General features: G+C 57.4%; 21 protein-coding genes and 1 pseudogene. 4 read left to right on the top strand and 18 right to left on the bottom strand.

Translation table 11 applies throughout. The annotated features are described in order from the left end of the window. From CGZ80_RS06150 to CGZ80_RS06075, 16 genes and pseudogenes are all read right to left on the bottom strand, one after another. Positions 1–442: pseudogene (locus CGZ80_RS06150) on the bottom strand (sugar phosphate isomerase/epimerase); the annotation flags it as partial. A 260-nt stretch (positions 443–702) separates the two neighbouring features. After that, on the bottom strand, positions 703–1,320 hold the full coding sequence (locus CGZ80_RS06145; RefSeq protein ID WP_103296684.1) for a shikimate kinase: 618 nt from the start codon (positions 1,318–1,320) through the stop codon (positions 703–705). Positions 1,321–1,419: 99 nt separating this feature from the next. Beyond that, entirely contained in the window at positions 1,420–2,931 is a 1,512-nt protein-coding gene (proS, locus tag CGZ80_RS06140; protein WP_094412437.1) for a proline--tRNA ligase, read from the bottom strand. A 96-nt stretch (positions 2,932–3,027) separates the two neighbouring features. Next, positions 3,028–4,026, bottom strand: coding sequence for an adenosine kinase (locus tag CGZ80_RS06135; protein WP_233148256.1), 999 nt, complete (start codon positions 4,024–4,026; stop codon positions 3,028–3,030). A 352-nt stretch (positions 4,027–4,378) separates the two neighbouring features. After that, positions 4,379–5,314, bottom strand: a complete 936-nt coding sequence (locus tag CGZ80_RS06130; RefSeq protein WP_094412435.1) for a lactate/malate dehydrogenase family protein — start codon at positions 5,312–5,314, stop codon at positions 4,379–4,381. Positions 5,315–5,383: 69 nt separating this feature from the next. Beyond that, positions 5,384–6,280, bottom strand: coding sequence for a class II aldolase/adducin family protein (locus tag CGZ80_RS06125; RefSeq protein WP_094412433.1), 897 nt, complete (start codon positions 6,278–6,280; stop codon positions 5,384–5,386). Between the two features lie 60 nt (positions 6,281–6,340). Next, positions 6,341–6,622: a EutN/CcmL family microcompartment protein gene (locus CGZ80_RS06120; protein ID WP_094412431.1), complete on the bottom strand. Its 282-nt coding sequence runs from the start codon at positions 6,620–6,622 to the stop codon at positions 6,341–6,343. Next, on the bottom strand, positions 6,619–7,209 hold the full coding sequence (locus CGZ80_RS06115; RefSeq protein WP_094412429.1) for a hypothetical protein: 591 nt from the start codon (positions 7,207–7,209) through the stop codon (positions 6,619–6,621). The genes CGZ80_RS06120 and CGZ80_RS06115 overlap by 4 nt, the downstream gene beginning before the upstream one ends. 8 nt (positions 7,210–7,217) lie before the next feature. Beyond that, positions 7,218–7,472: a EutN/CcmL family microcompartment protein gene (locus CGZ80_RS06110; RefSeq protein ID WP_094412427.1), complete on the bottom strand. Its 255-nt coding sequence runs from the start codon at positions 7,470–7,472 to the stop codon at positions 7,218–7,220. Positions 7,473–7,504: 32 nt separating this feature from the next. Next, the gene (locus CGZ80_RS06105) at positions 7,505–8,923 is read right to left on the bottom strand and encodes an aldehyde dehydrogenase family protein (protein WP_094412425.1); all 1,419 of its coding nucleotides are present in this window, start codon (positions 8,921–8,923) and stop codon (positions 7,505–7,507) included. 32 nt (positions 8,924–8,955) lie between these two features. Continuing rightward, entirely contained in the window at positions 8,956–9,264 is a 309-nt protein-coding gene (locus tag CGZ80_RS06100) for a EutN/CcmL family microcompartment protein (protein WP_094412423.1), read from the bottom strand. Between the two features lie 50 nt (positions 9,265–9,314). Further along, a complete protein-coding gene (locus tag CGZ80_RS06095; RefSeq protein ID WP_094412421.1) occupies positions 9,315–10,547 on the bottom strand; it encodes an acetate/propionate family kinase in 1,233 nt (410 codons plus the stop codon). Positions 10,548–10,675: 128 nt separating this feature from the next. Then, entirely contained in the window at positions 10,676–10,945 is a 270-nt protein-coding gene (locus tag CGZ80_RS06090) for a BMC domain-containing protein (RefSeq protein ID WP_094412419.1), read from the bottom strand. An 89-nt stretch (positions 10,946–11,034) separates the two neighbouring features. Beyond that, positions 11,035–11,334, bottom strand: coding sequence for a BMC domain-containing protein (locus tag CGZ80_RS06085; RefSeq protein ID WP_094412417.1), 300 nt, complete (start codon positions 11,332–11,334; stop codon positions 11,035–11,037). 151 nt (positions 11,335–11,485) lie between these two features. After that, positions 11,486–12,193 (bottom strand): phosphate propanoyltransferase, encoded by a 708-nt coding sequence (pduL, locus tag CGZ80_RS06080; RefSeq protein WP_094412441.1) that lies wholly within the window; start codon positions 12,191–12,193, stop codon positions 11,486–11,488. A 67-nt stretch (positions 12,194–12,260) separates the two neighbouring features. Beyond that, the gene (locus tag CGZ80_RS06075; RefSeq protein ID WP_315851408.1) at positions 12,261–13,115 is read right to left on the bottom strand and encodes a DeoR/GlpR family DNA-binding transcription regulator; all 855 of its coding nucleotides are present in this window, start codon (positions 13,113–13,115) and stop codon (positions 12,261–12,263) included. 355 nt (positions 13,116–13,470) lie between these two features. On the opposite strand from CGZ80_RS06075, the gene CGZ80_RS06070 reads away from it, so the two are divergent. From CGZ80_RS06070 to treZ, 3 genes are all read left to right on the top strand, one after another. After that, positions 13,471–14,283, top strand: a complete 813-nt coding sequence (locus CGZ80_RS06070) for an SDR family NAD(P)-dependent oxidoreductase (RefSeq protein WP_094412415.1) — start codon at positions 13,471–13,473, stop codon at positions 14,281–14,283. Between the two features lie 476 nt (positions 14,284–14,759). After that, positions 14,760–15,908: a hypothetical protein gene (locus CGZ80_RS06060; RefSeq protein ID WP_094412411.1), complete on the top strand. Its 1,149-nt coding sequence runs from the start codon at positions 14,760–14,762 to the stop codon at positions 15,906–15,908. Between the two features lie 72 nt (positions 15,909–15,980). Then, the gene (treZ, locus tag CGZ80_RS06055; RefSeq protein ID WP_094412409.1) at positions 15,981–17,771 is read left to right on the top strand and encodes a malto-oligosyltrehalose trehalohydrolase; all 1,791 of its coding nucleotides are present in this window, start codon (positions 15,981–15,983) and stop codon (positions 17,769–17,771) included. A 29-nt stretch (positions 17,772–17,800) separates the two neighbouring features. Here treZ and CGZ80_RS06050 read toward each other — a convergent pair whose 3' ends face one another. Together CGZ80_RS06050 and CGZ80_RS06045 are read right to left on the bottom strand one after the other, a co-directional pair. Next, positions 17,801–19,012, bottom strand: a complete 1,212-nt coding sequence (locus CGZ80_RS06050; protein WP_094412407.1) for a hypothetical protein — start codon at positions 19,010–19,012, stop codon at positions 17,801–17,803. Between the two features lie 44 nt (positions 19,013–19,056). Continuing rightward, a complete protein-coding gene (locus CGZ80_RS06045) occupies positions 19,057–19,455 on the bottom strand; it encodes an SseB family protein (protein WP_158222576.1) in 399 nt (132 codons plus the stop codon). Between the two features lie 292 nt (positions 19,456–19,747). Here CGZ80_RS06045 and CGZ80_RS06040 point away from each other — a divergent pair, with 292 nt between their 5' ends. Continuing rightward, entirely contained in the window at positions 19,748–24,442 is a 4,695-nt protein-coding gene (locus tag CGZ80_RS06040; RefSeq protein ID WP_094412403.1) for a PVC-type heme-binding CxxCH protein, read from the top strand. The last annotated feature ends 225 nt before the right edge of the window (positions 24,443–24,667 follow it).

The raw sequence follows: 24,667 nt of genomic DNA, 5'->3' as shown, positions 1-24,667 counted from the left end.
GCACCATCAACGTGTCGGGGTCTTCGCTCAAGCAACCCAGCTGGCTTTTCACGCTGACGCGGACGCCTTCGGCATCACCGCATTCGACCAATCGCTGCAGGTGCTCGACTTCTTCGTTGAACGGTGTGCCCTGCTCGGCCGACGGCACCGTCAACGTGACCACTTTGGTCGTTTTGGCGAGCCAGCACAGCTTGGCAAAATCTTCGTAATGCTGCTGTCCGGTCGACGCGAGTTGAACGCTGTATCCGGAAATGTCCAAACGGTGCGTGTAACGCAACAACTGGATCGAACGGTCCATGTCTTCCAAGATTTCCGAGGGCTTGACGTCCCCCGATTCGTGGATCGCAATTTCGATCGCAGTGAACTCCAAGTCCGATGCGAATTCGATCGCAGCGCGGAGCTCAAGGTCAGGAAAACATTCGGTAGAAGCAGCGATGAACACGAGGCAATCCTTTTTATGTCTACGTCTGGCGGCAAAACGTTAGCTACGTCTCTCTGTCGCCGCCTATCAAGTCATACCGGTCTGGCAAGTCGACGGTCTGTTTTCGTCGGCCACGCGGTACGGGCAATATTCTCGCCCAGCCTACCGAGTTTACCGATTGAAAAAAAAGACCGGTTTTGCACGTGACCCTCGATTGTAGGGTTCTCCGCCGAAGAGGGGCAGGCACCGGTTTGAGATGCGCACTTTAGCAGCCGAAATGGCTAGGGTGTCGCGAGCGAATCCAGCCATTGAGTGATCTGATCGGCGACCTCCGCCGGAGCCAGCGATTCCGTTGAAACCGCATAGTGCGACGCTTCCCGGTAGATCGGTTCTCGGGCGGTCAGCACCGATTTGATCTCATCGGTCGGCGATAAATCCGTCAGCGCTGGACGACGTGCGGCGGTGGTCGCGTCAGCCCCGATTCGCTGGGCAATCGTTTCCGGCGATGCAGTCAGCCAAACGCAGTGCCCGTTGTCAGCGATGAAGTCTCGGTTTTCCTCTCGCAGAACCGCGCCGCCGCCAAGCGAGATCACTTGCGGTGGACCATCCGATTCAATCGACTCCTGCAAGCAGCGTGTTTCCCAGTCGCGAAACAACGGCTCGCCGCCTTCCGTAAACAGTTCGCTGATTGTTTTGCCTGCCTTGGTTTCAATCACGACGTCCAAATCGATCCAGCGCGTCTGCAACAACGCCGCCAAGATCGACGCTACCGTCGTCTTCCCGGTGCCACGGTATCCGATCAAGAACAGGTGTTTTGTGAGCGGTGTGCTGGGCATGGCGGTGCGGTTGCTGCAGGCGGGAGGCGGCAGGCAGAGTAGTGTGGCAGGCAGAGCCTGCATTGCAGTGCGTCGCAAGGCGGGAGCCTTGCAACGAGGCGGTCCCCAAACAAGTTTGGGGCGAGAGGGGAGCCAGTGGAGTCGGTGAACTTGCCTTGCGGCTTAATAAGCCTTGGCGAAGATCGCTTGCTTGGCGGCGGGTTTGCCGGTGTAGAAGCACGTGCCGGGCGTGTCGTTGTTGGCACTTGGCACGCAGCGGATCGTCACCTTCAACTCTTTGAGCAAGTCTTGCAGGCTTTCTTCGTCGGCGAAGTGGCACATCGCGAAGCCGCCGTGGATCTCCGGTGAGTCGGCGTTTTCCGGGGTGAAGTACGCTCGGAAGTCGGCTTCGTTGGTGATCGTGACGGTGTTGTCTTTGCGAAGCTGGTCCGCTTTGTCGTACAGGTTTTGCTGAATTTCGCCCAGCAGATCGCTGATCTTGGCGACGACTTCCGCACGCGTCATACCAACGCTTTTGGGTTGATCGCGGCGTCCCATGAACACCGAATCCTTTTCCATGTCTTTGGGGCCGACTTCCAAGCGAATCGGGACACCGCGTTTGACATGGTGCCATTTCTTTTCGCCACCGCGGACATCGCGGTCGTCGATTTCGACGCGGAGCGGTGCCCCGTTGTAAGTCTGGCCGCGAAGTTCGTCACGAAGCTTTTCGATGTATTCCATCACCGCTGCGCGTTGGTCGTCTTTGTAGATCGGCAAAATGACGACTTGCATGGGCGCAAGTTTTGGTGGCAACACCAAACCGTCATCGTCACTGTGCGTCATCAACAACGCACCGACCAAACGAGTCGACACGCCCCAGGAGGTCGTCCAAGCAAATTCTCGCGAGCCCGATTCGCTTTGGAACACGATCTCTTGCGCCTTGGAGAAATTCTGTCCCAGGAAGTGGCTTGTCCCGGCCTGCAACGCTTTGCGGTCCTGCATCATCGCTTCGATCGACAGCGTTTCGACAGCTCCGGGGAACCGTTCGCCAGCCGTTTTCGCACCGATCGTTACTGGCATCGCCATCCAGTTCTCGGCGAAGTCGGCATAAACGTTGATCATCCGCTCGGTCTCTTCGATCGCTTCTTCGCTGGTCGCGTGAACGGTATGGCCTTCTTGCCACAGGAATTCCGCCGTGCGGAGAAACATCCGAGTCCGCATTTCCCAGCGAACGACGTTGGCCCACTGGTTGATCAAGATCGGTAGGTCACGGTAACTCTGAACCCACTTGGCGTACGTCGCACCGATAATCGTCTCGCTGGTCGGGCGAACAATCAGTGGCTCTTCTAGTTCCCCGGCCGGACGCAGACCGCCGTCCGGATCGGGTTCCAAGCGGTGGTGTGTGACGACGGCGCATTCCTTGGCGAATCCCTCGACGTGTTCCGCTTCCTTTTCCAGAAAGCTCATTGGGATAAACAGCGGAAAATACGCGTTTTGGTGCCCAGTGGCTTTGAACATGTCGTCCAGCGCACGCTGCATGTTCTCCCACAGCTGATACCCCCAAGGTTTGATCACCATGCAGCCACGAACGGGCGAGTTTTCAGCCAAGTCGGAAGCCTTGATGACTTGCTGGTACCACTCGGGATAGTCTTCCGCACGGGTCGGAGAGATGGCGTTCTTAGGTGCTTTGGCCATGGGAGTTCATACTGATAAGTTGGGCGGTTGTTGTGGGGCAACGCGCGAGCCAGCGGGCCCGCGCGAGCGCATTCACGATGTTCAGCGGACAGATACCTAGTTTTCGGTCAGTCGGCTGAAGTTTTTGATCTCTTCTTCGGTGAATCGGTTTTGCAACCGAGCACCAAGCTGTGACACGACACGCGCGGCGGCGTGCGACGCCAAGTGACCGGCGGTGCGCCAGTCCATGCCGTTGGTGATTCCATACAGCATCGCGCCGGCATACATGTCGCCAGCACCGGTGGTGTCGATCGCGTCAACTTGCACGCCTTCGATCGGGAACTCGATTCCGCCGTGCATCACCAGCGATCCTTTTCCACCCAGCGTCAGGGCGACGTTTTCACAGTGCTCGTGGATCTTGACGGCGCATTTCAGCGGATCGCTCTCACCGGTCAAGCTTTTCGCCTCTTCTTCGTTGCAGAAAAACAGGTCGACGGGGCCGGTGATCAAGTCCCAGATTTCGTCGCGAATCATGTTGACCAAAAATGGATCCGACGCGGTGAAGGCGACTTTCACGTTGTGTTTTTTCGCCAACTCGAAAGCTCGATACGCTGCTTTTTTGGTGCTGTCGCCGGTCAACAAGTAGCCTTCGACATAGACGTACTTGCTGTTGGCGATTTTGTCTTCGTCGATATCGTCCGGGCTAAGACTGACCGAAGCGGCCAAGTTCGTCAGCATGGTCCGCTGTGCGTCTTCGGTGATCAAGACGGCACAGGTTCCGGTGGGCTTGTCGTTCGGCGGAACGGTGATCGAGACGCCCAGGTCCTTCATGTCTTTGAGGAAGAACTCGCCGAGCGCGTCGTCGCCGACCTTGCCAAAATAGCCGGCCGAGCCACCCAAATCGGCGACAGCGACGATCGTGTTTGCCGCCGAACCACCCGCGCATCGATTCAGCGGGCTGCCGTCGAGGTGTGAGAGGACTTTCGATTGCTGCTCGTCGTCGACCAGAGTCATGATGCCCTTGTCCAACGACAAACGGGTCAGGACTTCGTCATCGACACGAGCTTGAATATCGACCAACGCGTTGCCGACACCGAAAACGTCATACATTGCCATCAAAGGGGCCTCATCCAGAAAACCAAGTTTTTTCGCACAGCGGTAAACTTAGTCCAGCGGTTCGGATTCGCCTAGACAGCAAGAAAGTGGGGTCGACGCAGGACTCGATCACCCAACCGCTCGCTATCGCGGATGCGGCTGATGGGAGCAGGATTGCAGTCACGCTGGAGTCTAGCCTTTAGGCGATTTCGATGCTTCGGCAGTCGTTGATGTCGCCGAATCAAAACACACAACCGCTCGCTATCGCGGATGCGGCTGATGGGAGCTGAATCGCAGTACACCCAACCGCTCGCTATCGCGGGTGCGGCTGATTGGGGCGGATGCTCGTTCGCGACTCCACGGGCAATCGCGATTACCCGATTCGCTTCAACACGACGTCCAATGTCTTTCGCAAAGCCGCGCCGCTGGCTCGCATCCCTTGGACCTCTTTGGGCCACAGGTCGATTTCCATGCGGTCGACCACGCCGGTTCGGCCGACGACGGTTGGGACCGACAGGGCGACGTCGCGAATGCCGTAGCAACCGTTTTGGATGCTGCTGACCGGCAACACGCGTCGCTGATCCAAAATGATCGAATCGATCACGTCGCGGATCGCGATCCCGACGGCGAATCCGGCGCCGCCTTTGCGTTTGATGACTTCCGCACCACTACCACGTGTGCGGGTAAACAATTGTGTCGCCAAGGTCGGCGACCAACCGGGATACTTGTCCAACGGCAAACCGCCGATCGTCGCACTGCTCCAAATCGGAACCATCGACTCACCGTGCTCACCCAAGATCAACGCCTTGGTTTGGGTCGGCGGCGATTTCAGTTGCTCGGCGATCAACGAACAAAAACGAATCGTATCGAGCTGCGTGCCCAGACCGATGACTTGATTGCAAGGCAGTCCCAGCATCTTGGCGGCAACGTAGGTCAGAATATCGACCGGGTTGCTGACGACCAAAACGATTGCCGATGGCTTGGGCCCAGCCGCTTTGACGTCACGCAGAATTTGTACGAACAAGTCGGTGTTGCGGTTGATCAAATCCAAACGCGACTCGTCTGGCTTGCGACGCAAACCTGCGGTGATGCAGATCACGTCGCTGCTGGGGATGTGTTCGTACCCGCCACCGACGATGACTTGGTCGGCAACGCTGGGTGTGCCGTGCTGCATGTCCAAGGCTTGGCCGGCCGCCAATTCTTGGTTGACGTCAAGCAAAGCGATTTCGCGAGCCAAGCCGCCACACTGCAAGGCAAACGCCGCACAGGAGCCAACGAGTCCGCCGCCGCCGATAATCGAAACTTTCATGATGTCGTGGATGGGTTTTGGTGAGGAGTGTTCGGTGGTGGGAGGAGGATTCGTTCGCGTGGACTCGCGTTACGCTTTCATCTGGCGAAGGACTTCGTCAGTGATCAGCTTGACCAATTGTTCTTCGCTGATACCAGACGCCGGACTTGCCGATGGTGCGGCTGCCGGTGCAGGGGCAGCTGCTACGGCTGCGGCGACTTTGGCGGGCATCGCTGGAGGAGCGTCAAAGGCACGACGCTCGACACCAGAATCTTTCCACGAGTTGCGGAAGATGTCGTTGGCACAGATGTCGCAATCTTCGAACTCTTTGGTGTTCCGCGGATCCTTGTAGCCCCACTGGTCTTTCAAGTCCAACAGCTCTTGTGATTTCTGTTGATCCAGGAACGCGACGTTGCCCAGTTGTTTGGCCAACATCAGCATGCGGCAATACGAATCCAGGATCTCGGTCCACCAGTACGCCTGCTCAACCGACTCGCCATAGCTGACGGTGCCGTGGTTGGCCAGGATCATGACGTTGGTCTTGTTGACGAACGGGATGATCGTATCGGCGAAGGCTTGTCCGCCGGGTGTTTCATACTTGGTGATCGGCACGTCGCCCAAAAAGACTTCGACTTCGGGCAGGATGCACTGTGGGATCGGCTCACGGGCGATGGCAAACGCGGTCGCGTGCGGCGGGTGGCAGTGCACAACGCTCTTGATGTCTTCGCGTTGCTTGTAAATCTCCAAGTGCAGCAGTGCTTCGCTGGAACGTTTCTTGCGGCCAGCGATTTGCTTGCCGGTGATATCGATCGTCGCGATGTCTTCGGGTTTCAGAAAGCCTTTGCAATGCAACGTCGGAGTGCAGAGGAATTCATTTTCGCTGACGCGGACGGTGATGTTCCCGTCGTTGGCCGCGGCGAATTGGCGGTTGTAAATCCGACGTCCAATGTCGCACATGTCCTGCTTAATCTTATGAACGTTTTGCATGGCAAAGTTATCAGTTGGATGTGAAGGTGAATGGTGGTTGTACGGGTATCTGCCGGCGACTTACCGGCCAAGGTCGACTTCGTCTAACAAGGCGACGATCGACGCATCGAGTGGTTTAACATCGGAAAAGGGCTGTGCCGCTTCGGGGCCTTCGGCCAGGGCGACCAGGTCACCGATGCCGCTGCCGCAAAGGTCCCAGGCGACGATCGTTTCGCCGCCCAGTGGTTCGACATCGATTTGGTCAATCGATTCGACGACTTCAACCAAACGCAATTTGGCTTGGTGCATGCCGGGATGGGCTTTCGACAACGTCATCGTGCCGATCGTGCGAGCCAGTTTCATTGGGCACCTCGCTTGATGATGCGTGCGGCAAAGTTCACAGCGGCTGGCAAGGAAAGCTTGTCGCGATCGAGCACCCAAGCCTGTGGTGACAGTTCAGCGGCGAAGCGATCGATGTCACCCCACTGCGAAATCATCACGGCACGTTGCCCGGATTGAATTTGCTTGAACACTTCCGCTGCCGGTTTGTCCGTCCACACGATCGAAACACCAGCAGGGATTTTTAAACCACGTTTGGCGAGTTGTTGTACGAACGGGTCGACTTCGTCGCCGACGTTTTCGCTGACCGATGGTTTGGCTGATGAAGCCGACTTGGTTTGGCGAACGATGCGGATGCCAAGCCGTTTGGCTTCTTCGATTGCCGCCGGTGTGACAACGCCGCTTGGTGTAACGACGATCTCATTGCCGACCGCTTTAGGCAGTGTTTCGATCGTGATCAAGCGATGAGCGTTGGCCTGTTCGCAGTTCGATGTCGCTGTCGTTTGTCCCGCTTTGATCCGCCGCAGCACTTCGCGCGCAATCTCGCTGATCTTTGCCGCGTCGGGCAAAGCATCGGTACTGCGTACGGTGGTGTTGGGGACGTGATTCATAGTTCGCTTTAATCAATGATTCCGACGACAGTCCAGCGAGCCGGGGTGCGGTCGTGCTTGGTGACTTCGCGTGCGTAACTTCCGTCGCTGGAAATCATCACCTTGTCACCGCGACGTGATCCGATTTGATCGATCGCGATCAGCGGCGGGCCGTCGGGCTTTTCGTCAACCGTCAGCGGTTGCAGGATGACCATGCGACATCCGACAAAGCTTTCATGCTTGATCGTCGCGTGAGTCGATCCGAGGACGGTGGCGGTTTGCATACGTTTAAAACTTCAGTTGGCTCGTTTTCCAATCAAACGACACGCAGTTCGTCGACCATGCTGCAGCGGCGTTCGCGGGTAAACGTCGTCGGTGTCGTGACGCCTTCGCCGGTCGGTCCCGCGATCGAAAACGACAGATAACCTTCGCCGCCCAAGCCCAGCGATGCCATGCAGGGGCCGTTTTTGACGTACAGCGTGACGTCCATCTCGCGGCCCATCTTGGTCATGTTGTGGACGTTGCGTGAGTGAATGATCGCGGTGTGGCGGAAGCCGTGTTCGTAGTGCTTGGCCATCGCGATCGCATGATCGACATCGCGTGCACGCACAAATGGGACAAACGGCATCATCTGTTCGACACTGACGAACGGGTGCGATTCGTCGGTTTCGCCAAATAGCAATTCGGTGTCCAGTGGCACGGTGACATTGGCCGCAGCGGCAAGCACCGAGGCGTCTTTTCCGATGAAGTCTTTGCAGGCCGCGTCGTGCTGGTCGTCGCCAACTTTCACGATCGCTTTGGCTGTCAACGCGTCGATTTGCGTTGAGTTCAACTGAACCGCACCGGCGCGTCGCATCGCTTCCATCATCTGGTCAAAGACACGTTCGACGACGAAGACTTCTTTTTCGGCGATGCACAACAAGTTGTTATCGTACGAAGCACCGGCGATGATCGACCGGGCTGCCAAATCCAAGTCCGCCGTTTCGTCGACCACAACCGGCGGATTGCCTGGGCCAGCCACGATGGCTCGTTTACCGCTATTCAAAGCGGCACGTGCCACGGCGGGGCCGCCGGTTACACAGATCAACGCGACACTGCGATGCTTAAAGAGAGCCTCGGCCGATTCCAAGGTTGGCTCGGCGATCACACAGATCAAGTTGTCGATCCCGACTTCGGCCGCGATCGCTTCGTTGAATCTGCGAACGCCTTCGGCCGCGACCAGTTTGCCCGATGGGTGCGGGTTGACGACAACCGTGTTGCCACCGGCGATCATGCTGACCGCGTTGCCGGTGATCGTCGGCAAGCTGTGGGTGACGGGGGTGATTGCACCGATGACACCAAACGGGGCGCGTTCGATGATCGCCAGTCCGTGGTCACCGCTGTAGGCTTTCGTTTCGATGAACTCGACGCCCGGCGTTTGCTCACCGAGCGTTTTCAGCTTGGCGATTTTATGCTCGGGGCGGCCGATCCCGGTTTCTTCCATCTCCATCAGACCGAGCTCTTCGCATTGCTCGATCGAGATGCGGCGGATGATGTCAATGATCCGTTTGCGATCGGCGACGGGGCGTTCACGCAGTTGTTCGAACGCTTCGCGAGCGGCTTTGACGGCCGAGTCCGCGTCGTAGAAGACTCCGTTCTGACCACCGGTGCTGGCGCTAGGCGCGGCAGGCATCGGGCCGACTTCGGCCAAGACCTGGGCGACTACGCTGCGAATGAGATTTTCGTCGAAGTTCATGATTGATTGGGAGTCAGTTGTCTTGGTGTGGATCAGTCGCGCGAGTAAACGCTCAACTTGTCGATGTGGACTTGGTCGACGATGCCGATGATGACCGCGTCGATGGGCAGCGATTTCGTTTCGGGGGTCAAACGGGCACTGCTACCTTGGGTGATCAGCACGAAGTCGCCTTCGCCCGAGCCCAGCGTGTCGACGGCGATAAAAGTCCGTCCGGTGGTCACCAACGACTGCCGCTTGTCGCCTTCCAGACGGTACGGTTCGACGACCAACAGCTTGTGCCCAGTCATCGACTGGACCTTTTGCGTGCTGACGACTGATCCGGAAACGCGTGCGATAAACATTCGCGATTGAGTCCGTCAAAAAAGGGTGAAAGGGGAATCGTTGGGGAAAACTATCGCGACTTGATCGCGTGAATCGTTTGTCGTGCGACGACGACTTCTTCGTTCGTGGGGATGACCCACAGTTGCGTCTTCGAATCGTCGGCATGGAACGAAGCTTCACCGCTTTCGCCGCCGCGCTCTTTGACGCTTTGGTTGGCATCGCTGTCGATGCGAATGCCCAGTTCTTCGAGGCCTTGGCAAACGCCTTCGCGAATTTTCGTCGCGTTCTCGCCGATGCCACCGGTGAACACGATCGCGTCGGCGCCGCCGAGTGCGACCAACATGCCACCGAGGTGACGTCGTAGTTCTTCGATGAACACGTCGAGTGCGAGTTGCGATTTCGCGTCGCCGCTTGCTGCCGCTTGTTCGATGTCACGGATGTCGCCGCTGCGATCGCTCAGGCCAAGCAGTCCGCCTTGGCTGGCAAGCGTTTTCAGCGTCTCGTCCAGTGATAACCCGGTGCGTTCGATAATCAGTGGCAGTGCGAATGGGTCGAAGTCACCGACGCGATTGTTTTGTGGCAATCCCGTTTGTGGCGTCATCCCCATCGTGGTCTGCACGCTTTGGCGATTTTTGATCGCCGTAATCGAACTGCTGCCGCCGAGGTGGCAGGAGATCACGCGGGCGTCGTTTCGTCCAAGGATTTCGGCACTGCGATAAGCGATGAAGCGATGGCTGGCGCCATGGAAGCCCCACTTGCGAATGTGGAACTCGTCGGCCCATTTGCGTGGGATCGCGTACTCTTTTCGCGCCGCCGGGATCGTTTGGTGAAAATCGGTTTCGAAAGCGGCGACCAATGGCAGGTCGGGGAATCGCTCGCGAAGCGTCTTCATTGCCGCGATGTAAGGCGGGTTGTGTGCCGGAGCGGCGGCGTTCATTTCGGCCATCGCATCCAGGACTTCCTCGTCGACGACAAACACACCGGAGATTCGCCCACCGTGAACGGCTTTGAAACCGATCGCGGCGACTTCGGAAGCGTCCTTGATCGCACCATGCTCGGGATGTGTCAGTTGTTTCAGGCAGGACTCCACCGCGACACCGTGATCGGGGACGGGCATTGTCAGTTCGTCCGACCAATCGCCGATCTGGACGGTGCATTTGCTTTCCGCATCACCGATCCGTTCGACCGCGCCTCGTGCGAGACAATTGGCGCTGCCGATATCGTCGAGTGCTCCCTCTTCGGCCATTTCAAAAAGCCGATACTTGAAGCTGGTCGAGCCTAAATTTGCAACCAGGACGAGCATGTGCGGGATCCTCCGCGTCGAGTCATCTGTGTTGTACGTCGTCGATGCAGTCACCGTGTTTGCCAACGCATCACAGTCACTGTTTTCGACAACAGTGCTTCCGCAAGCACTGCCTTCGCAATCACCGCCTAGGACAAAAAAGCCTGTGCGATTCCTTCGGCCGGACGTGGGATCACGTGGCTGCTGAGCAGTTCGCCGGCTTGGCTTGCTGCATTGGCACCGGCTTCGACAGCCGCGCGAACGCTGCCGACGTCACCGCTGACAACAGTCGTGACCAAGCCACCACCGATGTCGACCCGTTTAACGATTTGTACGTTGGCGGCTTTGGCCATCGCGTCGGTCGCTTCGATCAGAGCCAACAAGCCTTTGGTTTCAATCAATCCGATTGCGTCGTTCATGTTATTCGTTGTTATTGATTATTGATGTTCGGTTGAAAAACGTTCGTCGCGCCGCGAGGGGCAACGAATCGATGTCGCGAGTCCGCGGACTACTTTTTGGCAGCCGGAGCCGCAGTCTTAAGAACCTTCACCAAGTCTTCGTGTGGACGTGGAATGACCTGAACGCTGACGACTTCGCCGATGCGCCCGGCAGCTGCTGCACCGGCATCGGTCGCCGCCTTAACAGCCGCAACGTCACCGCTGACAAAGACGCTGACCAGACCGCTGCCGACCTTGTCCCAGCCAAGGTATTGGACGTTTGCCGCTTTCATCATCGCGTCGGCGGCTTCGACCAAGGAAACGAATCCCTTGGTTTCGATCATGCCGAGTGCTTCGTTCAATTTCGCCATGAGTAAATCTGCCTATAAAAGGGGGAGAGGGTTAACGGGATCGTTGGCTCGTTGTCCGAGCCGAAAGATGTTTTGAAAACTCGCCGGAGCGGATCGCTCACGCGTCCACAACAAGCGAAAAGTGACTCGTCGCCGCGAAAGTGAAGCGCGACTAGTGTTTGTCTTCGCAGCTACAGCCGCTCTTGGTCAGCTCGACCTTCGACGCGCCGTCCAGATGGCACGCGTTGCCTTCGTCGGTATCAATGTGGACTTCCAACTTCGCCGCTTCGTCGGCGCGAACCAGAACGTCTTCGAAGACCGTGGTGCATTCGTGGCTGGTGATTTTCAGCCGCATCATGTCACCGTTTTCGACGCCAAAGTGGGCGGCGTCAGAGAAGTTCATGTGGACGTGTCGTGCGGCGCGAATCACGCCTTGGGACAATTGCACGCTGCCGGCAGGACCGACCAAGACACAACCCGGTGTGCCGTCGATGTGGCCGCTGTGGCGAACCGGTGCGTCGATGCCCAATGAAATCGAATCGGTAAACGCCAGTTCGACTTGGCTGGCGCCGCGGGTCGGGCCGAGCACGCGAACGCTGGGCAGCATGCGACGACGTGGGCCGACGACCATCACGGTTTGCTTGGCGGCATAGAACCCGTCTTGATACAGGTCTTTTTCCGGCTCCAGCTTTGCCCCTTGCCCGAACAGGATTTCGACGTGTTCGTCAGTCAGGTGCACGTGGCGTGCAGAGATGCTGACGCGGAGGTTCGGCTTGCCATCGACCCATCCGGGCGGAGTGCTGCCGCCGAGTCCGCCGGTGCGAATGGCTTGACGGACCAGAGCTTCGATTTGAGCTCGATCGAATTCAATCGCGTTCATTAAGCAAAGAGGGGAAGGGGAATGATTGGGAGCAGGTGGAAAGGAGAAGCAGAAATCAGGGTGTCGTTCAGGAGCAGGGATCTGTGAGTGACGAGCCGGCGGGTGGCGAACCGGTGGGTTTCTCGTCACGCTTGGCTAACACTAGGTCCACGCCAGCTTCTTCGATTCGGTTTTTCCATTGGGGCGACAATCCGGTATCGCTGATGATCCCATGCACGTCTCCTAAACCGCACAGATGGGACAGGCTGACTTTGCCAAACTTGGTGCTGTCAGCGACGACATAAACGCGGTCTGCCGCGGCTAACATCGCCTTTTCGCTTTCGACCAACATCATGTTGTTGTTGAAGAAGCCACGTTCGTTGATTCCCGCGACCGACAGGAACGCCAACCGAACGTTGATCTGACGCAGCATCGTGTCCGCCAGGGGGCCGATCGCTACGGCCATCCGGCCGCGGACACAACCGCCAATCGTGACCAAGTCAATCGAATCGCTGCTAGAGAGCAAATGCGCGACCGGCAAGCTGTTGGTGACGACTTGCAACTGACGTCCGACCAATCGGCGTGCCAGTTCGTAAGTCGTGCTTCCGCCATCGAGCAGAATCGTGTCGTTCTCTTCGACCAACTCGGCCGCGACCGCGCCGATCGCCGCTTTGACAGCCCACGTCGAATCGGTGCGTCCTTCGAACGCCCGAATGGTGGAGCTGTCTCCGGTCCAGAACACACCGCCGTGGGTGCGTTGCACATCGCCGGATTGTTCCAGTTGTTCCAGGTCACGACGGACCGTTGACTCGCTGACCGACAGAGACTCGGCAAGTTCGCCCAAGGAGGAGAACCCGGTTTGCCGAATCAATAGTCGCATCCGTTCACGTCGACCATCACTGGACGAGCGTGCTTCGGCGGGTAATCGAGATGATCCGTTCACGGTTCGGACCACAAAGCTTTCCTAGTTTGCGTAGTTAGCGGTTCGCTGATAGTTTCCTTCCACGGATGACAGAATTCAAGCATCTTTGTGAAAGGTTTGCAAGAATGTGGAAGGTTTCTTGCGTTCTATGCGCATTTTAGGTCATACTCTCACGCACTTGGTTCCGGCTGAAGTGCCGGGGACGCTTGGCCGACGACCATTTCTTGCAAGCTAATGCTGGTCGTCAAACCACTTGCGTTCTTTGCCAACAAAGGCCCAAGAGGTTCCCTAGTCACTTGGCTGCGGATACCCTTCATGGCCTAACGTATTTATTCGAGCGAAATTCTTGGTAGAAGGTTTTAGGCAGAGAGACACCATGGGTGAGCTAGCTGGAAAACGTGCGATCGTCAGCGGTGCGTCTCGAGGGATCGGGCGTGGAATCGCATTGGAATTGGCCCGTGCCGGGGCTTCCGTTGCCGTTAACTATCGATCCAATCCGGAAGAGGCGGACGAGGTCGTCGCAGAGTGCAAGGCGATGGGCGTCGAAGCGTTTAAGGTTCAAGCAGACTTGGCGGATCAAGCGGCTGCTGAAGCGATGGTCGACGAGTCGGTCGAAAAGCTCGGTGGTGTGGACATCGTCGTCAGCAACGCGGCGTACAGTGACCGCCACATGATGTTGGAATCCGACATGAAGGAATTCCGCAAGACGATCGACGTCAGCATGTGGGGCGCGTTCTATGTTGTCCGCTCCGGTGCACAGCATCTTGTTCGTGCTGGCAACGGTGGAAACATTGTCGTCATCAGCAGCCCGCATGCCCATTTACCGATGCCGGGCGCGATGGCTTACAACATGGCCAAAGCGGCCAACGACCAAATGGCTAAAACCGCCGCCATCGAATTGGCACAGCATCGCATTCGCTGCAATCTGATTCACCCCGGCTGGATCGACACCCCAGGTGAACGCAAATTCTTCTCGGAAGAAACGCTGCAGCGTGAAGGGGAAAAGCTGCCTTGGAAACGACTGGGGCAGCCTTCGGAAATCGGTCGCGGTGTCGTGTTCTTGTGCCAGCCGGCAAGCGAATACATCACTGGCAGCACGCTGACCATCGACGGCGGTATCCAACTGCCTTGGCGTGACATGTTCCGCATCGAAGAAACCGCCGACACCGCGCAGCCTTTCGATAACTGACCCTGCTTAAATTAACTTGGTCGGATCACAACGAATCGAAAGAGATCCCGGTTGCTTCGCAGAAGCGACCGGGGTTTTTTATTTATTGAACCACGCTTCAGGCCGAGATCACAACTTGCACCTTATGTCCGCCGTCCACTGAACGCCGTCCACTGAACGCCGTCCACTGAACGCCGTCCACTGAACGCCAGAGATCCTTTCTTCGCATTTTGGGGTGATGGTGATCCGACCAAGCTGAAGGAAAGTCGGCTTTGTTTTGCGGACTCGACTGGCGAGAGAATTTGGGAATTGCCATACGAGAGGGAGTCAAATTCTTCGATACCCAAACGCTTTGACGGTGGCCCAGAGTCGCAATCGGTTGATTGAAAAGCCGCCGAAATCGTGGCAGTTCTCGCGAAACAGTTGATGCCTCCGCTACGATGACAGGTGGCGGAAGAATCCTTTTCGGCATCCACCCCAATCGCGAGGAAACGAACATGCGTCAATTCGGTCCACTGATCGCACTCGTGTGTTTCCTGCTATCGCCTGGCACGGTCCACTCGCAAGACTACGAACTGGTTGAACCAAGTGGTGTGGTGACGTCGGAATTGTTCCTGACAGGAAGCCGCATGGTGTCGGTCGAACGGAATGGCGATCGCTATTACTTCCGCCGCGACCCATCACTTGATTCGATGAACGGACGCTATCTCGGGTATTGGCTTCCGTCGATGAACCGAATCGTGCGTTTTCCACGTTCTGGCAGCGGGCCGATGCAGGTCGCCGATTTGGATGACACCATTCCAGGGTTCTTGTTTTCGCGTCGGCAAGTACGCCCGTTTCATCATGGCGGTCATCATCCGGTCCCCTTTGCCGACCCTTTCCATGCGTTTCATCCGCCGGTGTACTGGGGCAGGCGACCAGGACGCCGAGGGCCGGGTTACTGGGGACCGGGATACTGGGGGCCAGGGTATTATCGCCCCTGGGGATTTCCGGCTTACGGTTACCTGAATCAAGGCCTGACGCTGAATGTTTTTCCGGGCTACGCCGTTGGCGGAGCGACGCTGCCATGGGCGATGCCGCAATCGACCGTGATCAGTTCCAGGGTGATCACGAGAGCTCCATTGCCGCCTGTTAACGTTGCCTTCGAAAACACCACCCAGCGCGAAGTTCGTGTGACGCTGGTTGACAAGCAGAGTGGTAAGGCGGCGAAGCAGTTCCGTATCCGACCGGGGCAAAGCGTCCCGATCGAACTGCAACGCGACGCCGGCGCCGACCGCGTTCAAGAAATCGAAACGCTCGCAGCCGACGGTTCTTGGGGCACGCGGCAGGTCTCCACTCCGATCCCGCCGTCACCACGCTACGAAGTCGTCGTGCATGAATGGCGTTTGCAATCGATCGCGATCGATCGTACCGGGAAAAGCCCGAACCCTATTGAAGACACCAACTATCAAGGTCGAGGGCTGGGGCGATTCGAATTGCCGGCCGGTGACCACCTTCACGCGGGAAAGCTGGATGTGGTCCAGGCCGCGTTGTCAGCAGAAAACGCGGGAAGCGTCTCGCCGATCTTCGACGACAAAGAATCATCCGGATCTCTGCGTCCGCTCAGTCCCCTGGAACAAATGTTGCTCCAGCAACAAAATCGATAGCTGGCCGTCGATCATCACGCGGCCACGCATTCGATTTTCCGATTTCCACTTTGCAGCCGCAGCCTGATTGCCATGATGAATGTCACGGATCGACCTCTGACCGAATTTCACCGCGTCCTCGGTGCCCAAGTCAATTCAGCCGGGACACGATTCTGTGTTTGGGCACCGCTCGCCCAGCAGGTTGTCGTCGACATCATCGGCGGAGCGACTGGCATCGCGATGGAGCGAAAAAGCGACGGTTACTTTGCCGCCCAAGTCGACGGTGTGACTGCCGGTGCGACGTATTTTTATCGTGTCGATGGTGGTCCGCAGCGTCCCGATCCCGCTTCGCGGTTTCAGCCACAGGGCGTGCACGGTCCGAGCCAAGTGATCGACCCTGCCTTCGCGTGGACCGATAGCGACTGGAAAGGCATCGAACGCGACAACTTGGTCATCTATGAAGCACATACCGGTGCCTTCACCAAAGACGGAACCTTTTTATCGGCGATTGACCGCTTGCCCGAATTGGTCGACCTCGGTGTGACCGCGGTCGAGTGGATGCCCGTGGCCGCATCCGCCGGTCGATGGAATTGGGGCTACGACGGGGTCAGTTTCTTTGCCCCTACGGAAGCTTATGGAACGCCCGATGACTTTCGCCGGTTTGTCGACGCGGCGCACGCCGCCGGTTTGGCAGTGCTGCTGGATGTGGTCTACAACCACGTCGGTCCCGAAGGCAACTACTTGAACGAATTCGGCCCGTACTTTTCGACGAAGCATCACACCGTGTGGGGCGAAGCGCCCAATTTTGATGACGAGACACATGGTGATGAAGTTCGAAAATACTTCATCGCCAACGCACTTTATTGGCTCGATGAATTTCACTTGGACGGGCTTCGCGTCGACGCGATTCATTGCATGGCCGACGATCGTGACCCACACGTTGTTGCCGAGATGTCTGACGCCGTGCACGCCTGGTCGCAATCCAACGATCGCCCAGTACTCTTGATCGCCGAGTCCAATGTGTACGACCCCGAAATGCTGGTTGAGCGATCCGACGGCGGGATCGGCTTCGATGCCATGTGGGGTGACGATTTCTTGCACAGTGTCTTTGCCGTGCTTCGTCCCGGCGAGCAGTTGACGCACCGTGAGTACCTTCCCTGGGTCGACCTGGCGCAAACCGTCAAGCAGGGCTACGTCTATGAAGGCACCTTGCGAAGTCAGCGTGGCCGCAAAGCCTTGACCGAACGTGTGTGTACGCACGGATTGGTTTATTCCATCCAGAACCACGATTTCATTGGCAACCACCCGCTGGGCGAACGACTGCACCGGTTGACGTCACACGACGCACATCGCGCGGCAGCAGCGCTGATGATCTTGTCTCCTGCGATCCCGATGCTGTTCATGGGCGAAGAATTCGCTTGCGAAGCCCCGTTCTGTTTCTTTGTCGACTTCGGCGACGACCAATTGCGTCAAGGCGTTATCGAAGGTCGACGACGTGACTATCCGCAACATAACTGGGACGCTGGCGTTCTGCCGACCGATCCCGAAGCATTCACGAGTGCCAAGATTGGCGACCGAGCCAGCGGCAATGCGGAAACGTTGGATTGGTATCGCCAACTGGTCCGATTGCGCACCAAGACGCGTGAGTCTGGCTTGTTAAGCGACGAGAACCTGACGGTGACGGTTGATCAGGACACCCGTTGCCTCGTCCTGCGTTATGCGAACGATTCGCAAGTGATGACGATGGCAGTCAGGTTTTCCGCCGACACGGATGATGGGGCGCCTGTCGAACGAGTCCTTGAGGGCAACGTGGTCGCCAATTCGAAAGGCGGCGAATATGGCGGAATGCTGCACGCCAACCATGCCGTCGTGACGCTGTCGTAGGCGTTTGGTCCTCAGTACCGCAGCCTGGGTTACCGTGGCAACGTCTGGCCTGCGGCGGCGTTGTACTGTGTTGTTGTCGGCAGTTTTGATTTCACCAGACCGACGGCGTCTTCCCAGGCTTGTTCGCTGGCGAATTGATTCTTTGCGACCAAGACGGCAAACAGGTCAAGTTCACCAGGGTAGAGCACAATGATTCGGTCAGTCGTTTCGTAGCGGCAAAAGTAATCCCAACCGCCCTGACGCTGACCGGATTGAGACATCAGTTCGAATCCGCTGTCCTGGAAATAGCCTTTCGAATGCCAGTACATCTCCCCGCGTTTATCACGAGCGCGACGGCGCTCCAGCCAAACGCGTAAAGCGACAAAGGCGATTGCGATTGTCAGCCACAAAATGCCAAATCCCAGCGGGCCGCTTACCCCGTTATTCAGAATCACGATATAGCCGATGACGCTGATCGCCATGAATGCGACGGACAATAGCGAGCGATGGAGGAATGATCGGGAGGCCTGATGAAACGCGGTCCCACGCTCGTCGCCTTTGTAAACGGGTCCGTCAAAAAGGATCGCGTCCTGTGCCGGTTCGCGGAGGTAGCCGAGTTCTGGTGGTGACAATTGAGCGGAGTCAACGACGGACAGCCTTTGGGGAGGTCGCAGCTTGCCCCAGTGCTGTGCGACGTGTCGGGCCAGCGATTGCTTGTCGAAGAAATCGAAAGGTAGCACATAGAAGAACGTGTACGTCTTTGTGAACGTGAACACCCAACGATTCGGATTGGCCTTCGAAGCGATCAACGATTCCAGCGGGTGAGACTCCGTCGTCCGTTCGGATCGAATGACGATCGCCTCATGATCGATCCATCCGCTCACCGGGCCGGTCGCTGACTGGCAGGCCGCGATGACGTGCCGAAGTTGCCAGCGATTGAACGACCAAAGCCAAGTAAAGCCGGCGACCAGAATGATCTGTGCGAGCAGGGACTGGAGCAGTTGGGGCGAGAGCAATTGATTCGCCCGAAAGAAACTGATCAGTGTCACCAGGCTTGTCACGCCGACAATGCCTATGACCAGGCGGGTGAATCGCCTGGTGTCCTGACGGATTCCCGAGTAGACGATCGCGTCTTGATAATCCCTCCGCGTGAGAACACCACTGAATTCCAGTCGCTCGGAAACATAGTCACTTGGCGAAGGTGTGGCGGTATCGAGTGATTCGGCACCGGGCGCGGCATACGGATTAACGGTCTGTGTCACGGACGCCTCGCGGTGTCACAAATAGTTCGCGATCTTTAGGACGATCAGACTTGTGCCTTTTGGACAAGTGCCAACAGGTCGATGTCAACGACCAATGGCGAATCGGTATCCGGATTGAGGTACAAGCCGTGATCGGGCGGCATGTATTCGAGCAGCGTCTCGCCGCCGAGGATGTAGCCGCCGATTTCGTCTTCATCTTTGTATTGGTCTTTCCGCAGTTCGATGAAGTTTCTTGCGGCATCATCACTGGTAAAGGCGACCAGCAGATCCATGCCGTCCACTTCGGTGCTAAACACATTTGCCGCACCATCGTCGGCATCTTCTTCATCTTCATCGGTGACGGCCAGCAAGACAAACTCGGCTTGGCCGATCATCTGGCGCATCAGTTGGGCATCGCGGTCTTCGACAGCGACGGCAAATTGTGATTCAAAAGATTCAGACATGATTGCCCTCGATAGTTGCGAGGAAATGGTTTCGTGGATCGAAAGCGACATGCTCCGCCGCGTGGTGCTTCAGGGTGGCAGTTTACAACAACTCGTCCACCAAGATGCGGAGTCCCCCCCGCAGAAAAATAATGTCAGGGAAAATTGATTTTTGCAGGGACAGCGTTTCTTGGTGTCCGGGATTTTTGGTGTCCGGCGGCAAAGCTTGCCAAACGAGTTTTCAAGTCGTCTAGAATAGCGGCACTATTCCTTCCCTCCTGAATTTATTACCCACCAACCTTTTCCCGGAAGCATGAAACGTCGCCCCCGCATCGCGATTTATGGAGCCACGCTCTGCAGCGTTCTCCTCGGACTTGGGACAACAAACTGTTCCGCACAAGCGTGGAAATCCCAACGCATTCACGAACTCTTCCACGCCGAAGGGGCTTCGTCGGGCGACATTGATGGCGACGGAGTCACCGACATCGTTGCCGGACCACTGTGGTTTCGCGGTCCAGAGTTCAAGCAGTCGTTTGAGATCGCGCCGCCACGTGAATTTCCCGTTGCGGGTTACAGCGACCAGTTCTTTAGCCATGTCGCGGATGTCAACGGCGACGACGCAAACGACGTCCTGGTGATCGGCTTTCCCGGCCAACCGGCCCGGTTGTATGTGAACCCTAGTGCTGACAATAAAACTGGCACCGACAAATCAAACGGCGGCGTTTCTCATTGGGCGTCGTTTGAAATTACGGCGGGTGTTGATAACGAGTCGCCAGGTTTCGCGGACATCGTTCCAGGCGGGCTGCCCGAAATCGTTTGTGGCAATTCCGGAAGCTACGGCTATTTTCAAGCCGGCTCCGATGCAACGAAACCCTGGCAGTTCCATCCCGTCACACGGCCAGGAGCTTGCGGCGGACGTTTTGCGCACGCGATGGGGATCGGTGACGTTGACGGTGACGGGCATCTCGACGTGCTCGACAAAACGTTTTGGTGGCGGAACCCAGGAAATGAATCGGCGGACGGTTCGCTTTGGAAACAACAGCAATGGAACCGTGAAAACGTTGGCAGCGGCGGGGCACAAATTTGTGTCGTCGATGTCGATGGCGATCAAGACAACGATATCGTCACCTCGCTGAATGCGCATGGCTGGGGACTCGCTTGGTTTGAACAAACATCCAACGGCGAGTTCGTCCAACACGACATCATGGGGCAGTCGTCGATTGACAACGACTACGGTGTCGCGTTCAGCCAGTTGCACGCGGTCGCGATCGCGGACATCGACCGTGACGGACGCCAGGATATCGTGACCGGAAAGCGATTTATGGCTCACGCCGGCAAAGATGTCGGGGGCCTGCAAGAACCAGTGTTGTACTGGTTCCAAAACGTTGCCACCGATCAAGGCATTGAGTTTGTCCCACGAATGATCGACAGCGACTCTGGCGTTGGCACCGACATCACCGTCACCGATCTGGACGGCGACAAGCGGCTGGACCTGGTCTCGTGCAGCAAGCGTGGCTTATCCGTCCATTTCCAGGTCGGCGATGTCGTCGCGTACTCGCCTGAGAAATGGAAAGTCGAAACCGGTCGTGATCAATCCAAATACGCCGACGGTTTCTCGCCTGCTGACGCGGCAAAGAACATGATGGTCCCCGATGGCTTCAGCGTCGACTTGATCGCCAGCGAGCCCGAATTGACTCAGCCGATCGCGATGTGCTTTGACGCGCAAGGCCGCATCTGGGCGATCGAAGGTCACACGTATCCGACCAAAGCTCCCAAAGGCCAAGGCCGCGACCGAGTCATCGTGCTCTCGGACGAAGACCACGACGGATCCTTCGAAACCAAGAAAACGTTCATCGAAGGCATCAACTTGGCCAGTGGAATCGAAGTCGGCTTCGGCGGTGTCTGGATCGGCGCCGCACCAGAGTTTCTGTTCATTCCCGATGCCGACCATGACGCGGTTCCCGATGGCGAGCCACAGGTGTTGCTCGATGGCTGGGGATACGAAGACACGCACGAAACGCTCAACAGTTTTACTTGGGGCCCGGACGGCTGGCTGTATGGATGCCACGGCGTCTTCACCCACAGCAACGTTGGCAAACCCGGCGCGAGCAATCGTGAACGGACGCGGATCAACGCCGGCGTTTGGCGGTATCACCCGACGCGACACCAGTTCGAAGTCTTCGCCAACGGAACCAGCAACCCTTGGGGCGTCGATTTCAATGACGAAGGCGATTGGTTTGTGACCGCATGTGTGATTCCACACTTGTTTCACATCATCCAAGGGGCACGCTACCAACGCCAAGCGGGCAACCACTTTAACCAATACACGTTTGACGACATCAAGACGATTGCCGACCACGCGCACTACACCGGTAACATCGCCAGTCACGCGTTCTGGGGCGAGAATAAAGATTCCAAACCGTCCGCCCCAATCGGGACGTCGCTACTTGGCGGAGGCCACGCGCACTGCGGTTTGGCGATTTACAACGGTGGCGTGTTTCCAAAACACTACGACGGCAAGCTGCTGTTTCATAACTTGCACGGACACCGTGTCGTTCAAGAAACGGTTGACCGCAACGGTTCGGGATATATCGGACGACATCGCCCCGACTTTGCACTCGCCCAAGATCACTTGGAAATCGGCGTCGGCGTGATGGTTGGACCTGACGGTGCGATCTACACCTCGGACTGGCACGACGTCCAAACCTGTCACAACCGAACCCCCGAAGTTTGGGATCGTACCGACGGGCGATTGTTCCGCATCCGCTATGGGGACGTCAGCCCGGTAGCGATCGACTTGTGGAACGAATCAGATCAGTCGTTGGTCGCTGAACTGACAAACGACAACGGTTTCATCGCGCGGCAAGCCGCACGGATTCTGTATGAACGCTCCGCCGCAGGAATGTTGGATCGCAAAAACACCGCAGACGCTCTGGTGAATGCATTTTCGAATGCCACTTCGCGACGCGATCGCTTGCGCGTGCTGTGGGCGATGCACGGTGCTGATGCATTGGACCCATCGCGTTTGCAACAAATGCTGCAACACGATGATGAATACGTCCGCGGCTGGGCGGTGCACTTCATCGGCGAAGCGTCTGTCTTCAAAGGCACGCTCTCCGAAGCCAGCGATCTGCTGACCGGTCCAATTCTGAATGATTCGAGTGCCGTGGTGCGTCGTTACCTAGCAAGTGTGTTGGAGCGTTTGCCGAACGAACCGCGTTGGCCAATCGTCGAACAGCTGGCCAAGTCGGCGATCGATTCGCATGACCATAATCTGCCGTTGATGGTCTGGTATGGATTGGAGCCGCTTGTTGGTGACGATCCACAGCGTGCGTTGGCGATCGCCAAAGGCAGCCCGTTGCCGAACTTGGAACGGTTTGTCATTCGACGCACCACGACGACACCCGAAGGCCGCGATGCCTTGGTCGAACGATTGATCAGCGACAGCAATCAACGCGACCAATTGGTCATCTTGGAAGAACTGAATGCGGCCGCCGAAAGTCGCGCCGGATTAAAGATGCCTGCCCAATGGCCGAACGCGTTCAAGCAATTGGCCGGTGTAAAAGCGCCACGTGTGCGAGAGCTGGCAACATCATTTGCGATCAGCGTTGGCGACAAAAGTGTGTTCCCACAGTTCCGCACAGTGCTCGCCGACCGATCGGCTCCTGTCGAAAAACGCTTGGAGGCGCTCGCGGCGCTGCGCACAGCTCGTGACGCGGAACTCACACCGGTACTGTTGGACTTGGTGGACGACGCTGCGGTCAATGACAAGACGATCGCGGCGCTCGCCGACTTCGATTCGCCAGGGATCGCGGGTCGATTGCTCGACGCGTTGCCCAAGCTTTCCGAAACCGCCAAGACGGCTGCCTACAGCACCCTGGTTTCTCGCCAAGCGTCCGCCGGCCAGTTCGTCGACGCGATGGAGTCCGGAAAGGTTGAGTCATCAGCCGTCCCCGCATTCATCATCCGACAAGCGATCTCGCTCGGAAATGAGGACCTCAACGCTCGCTTGGAAAAAGCGTGGGGCAAAATCGCCCAGTCCAGTGAAGAGATGGAAGCCGAGTATGCCAAGTACCGCAGCTTGTTGACCGAAAACGCGTTGGCTTCGGCAAACGCATCTCGTGGGCGTGTGCTGTACGAAGCCAATTGCGGCAAGTGTCACAAACTGTTTGGTGTCGGTGGCGACATCGGCCCAGACATCACAGGAGCCAACCGCAGCAAGCTGGACTACTTGCTTGAAAACATCTTGGAACCGAATTCGCTGATCGGGAAGGCGTACCAAGTCAAGAACTTTTTGCTGGCTGATGGTCGCGTGGTCAGCGGGATCGTGAAAAGTGAAAACGATGATGCGGTCACCGTACAAACGGCGACCGAGGTCGTCGTGATTTCGCAAGATGACATCGAACAAGACAAGCTTTCCAATGTCTCGTTGATGCCTTCGGGGCAGTTACAGCCAATGATACCCGTGCAAGTTCGCGACTTGTTCAAATACCTGATGTCGACTTCGCAAGTCGGGCTGCCGGTTGCCAAGGATGCGTCGTCACATGTGATCGCACCACCGGGTAGCATCGTTGTCGAAGGCGAAGCATTTGCTGACGCGGAAGTCACCGCCGGTTCGATTCACCCCCAATCGATGACCGGGTTCGGCAAGGACTGGTCAGGCAATGAACACCTGTGGTGGACCGGTGGAAGCGTCGGTGCGACGTTCACAACGGAGCTGTCCGTACCAGAGTCTGGAGCGTTCAATGTGACGCTTCGCTTGACCCAGGCGAGGGACTATGCCCAAGTCAAAACCGCGTTGATCATCGGTGACGACAAACCGCTAGAGAAATCGATCGACTTGTATGATCCAACCGTCAGCCTTGCGGAGCCGGTGGTTTGGGAGAGTGTCCGTCTCGACGGGAAGAAAACATTAAAGCTTCAGATCACCATCACGGGAGCGAACGCGCAGGCCGCAAGAGCGTACATGTGCGGGATCGACTACGTGATGATCTCGCCAGCGGAGTAGTCACAAGAGACACTCGTCACAAGGCTCCCGCCTTGTGACGCAGTGAATGCAGGCTCCCGCCTGCCCCACGCAACACCACCGCCTATGCGGCAGGCAGAGCCTGCAAGGCAGTGTGCGACAAGGCAGGAGCCTCGTCACAAGAGATACTCGTCGCAAGGCTCCCGCCTTGTGACGCGATGAGTGCAGGCTCCCGCCTGCCCCGCGCAAACCCACCCCCACCAAACA

The sequence above is a fragment of the Rhodopirellula sp. MGV genome, assembly GCF_002251265.1.
GTDB classification, from domain to species: Bacteria; Planctomycetota; Planctomycetia; order Pirellulales; family Pirellulaceae; genus Stieleria; species Stieleria baltica_A.
The sequence above is the reverse complement of the archived record's forward strand: the minus strand, read 5'-3'. Positions and strand labels throughout refer to the sequence as shown.

Excerpts from the sequence above, each read along its gene's own strand:
- CGZ80_RS06145 (WP_103296684.1), bottom strand. The coding sequence starts at position 1,320 with ATGCAGGCTCTGCCTGCCACACTACTCTGCCTGCCGCCTCCCGCCTGC.
- proS (WP_094412437.1), bottom strand. The coding sequence starts at position 2,931 with ATGGCCAAAGCACCTAAGAACGCCATCTCTCCGACCCGTGCGGAAGAC.
- CGZ80_RS06135 (WP_233148256.1), bottom strand. The coding sequence starts at position 4,026 with ATGGCAATGTATGACGTTTTCGGTGTCGGCAACGCGTTGGTCGATATT.
- CGZ80_RS06130 (WP_094412435.1), bottom strand. The coding sequence starts at position 5,314 with ATGAAAGTTTCGATTATCGGCGGCGGCGGACTCGTTGGCTCCTGTGCG.
- CGZ80_RS06125 (WP_094412433.1), bottom strand. The coding sequence starts at position 6,280 with ATGCAAAACGTTCATAAGATTAAGCAGGACATGTGCGACATTGGACGT.
- CGZ80_RS06120 (WP_094412431.1), bottom strand. The coding sequence starts at position 6,622 with ATGAAACTGGCTCGCACGATCGGCACGATGACGTTGTCGAAAGCCCAT.
- CGZ80_RS06115 (WP_094412429.1), bottom strand. The coding sequence starts at position 7,209 with ATGAATCACGTCCCCAACACCACCGTACGCAGTACCGATGCTTTGCCC.
- CGZ80_RS06110 (WP_094412427.1), bottom strand. The coding sequence starts at position 7,472 with ATGCAAACCGCCACCGTCCTCGGATCGACTCACGCGACGATCAAGCAT.
- CGZ80_RS06105 (WP_094412425.1), bottom strand. The coding sequence starts at position 8,923 with ATGAACTTCGACGAAAATCTCATTCGCAGCGTAGTCGCCCAGGTCTTG.
- CGZ80_RS06100 (WP_094412423.1), bottom strand. The coding sequence starts at position 9,264 with ATGTTTATCGCACGCGTTTCCGGATCAGTCGTCAGCACGCAAAAGGTC.
- CGZ80_RS06095 (WP_094412421.1), bottom strand. The coding sequence starts at position 10,547 with ATGCTCGTCCTGGTTGCAAATTTAGGCTCGACCAGCTTCAAGTATCGG.
- CGZ80_RS06090 (WP_094412419.1), bottom strand. The coding sequence starts at position 10,945 with ATGAACGACGCAATCGGATTGATTGAAACCAAAGGCTTGTTGGCTCTG.
- CGZ80_RS06085 (WP_094412417.1), bottom strand. The coding sequence starts at position 11,334 with ATGGCGAAATTGAACGAAGCACTCGGCATGATCGAAACCAAGGGATTC.
- pduL (WP_094412441.1), bottom strand. The coding sequence starts at position 12,193 with ATGAACGCGATTGAATTCGATCGAGCTCAAATCGAAGCTCTGGTCCGT.
- CGZ80_RS06070 (WP_094412415.1), top strand. The coding sequence starts at position 13,471 with ATGGGTGAGCTAGCTGGAAAACGTGCGATCGTCAGCGGTGCGTCTCGA.
- CGZ80_RS06060 (WP_094412411.1), top strand. The coding sequence starts at position 14,760 with ATGCGTCAATTCGGTCCACTGATCGCACTCGTGTGTTTCCTGCTATCG.
- treZ (WP_094412409.1), top strand. The coding sequence starts at position 15,981 with ATGATGAATGTCACGGATCGACCTCTGACCGAATTTCACCGCGTCCTC.
- CGZ80_RS06045 (WP_158222576.1), bottom strand. The coding sequence starts at position 19,455 with ATGTCTGAATCTTTTGAATCACAATTTGCCGTCGCTGTCGAAGACCGC.
- CGZ80_RS06040 (WP_094412403.1), top strand. The coding sequence starts at position 19,748 with ATGAAACGTCGCCCCCGCATCGCGATTTATGGAGCCACGCTCTGCAGC.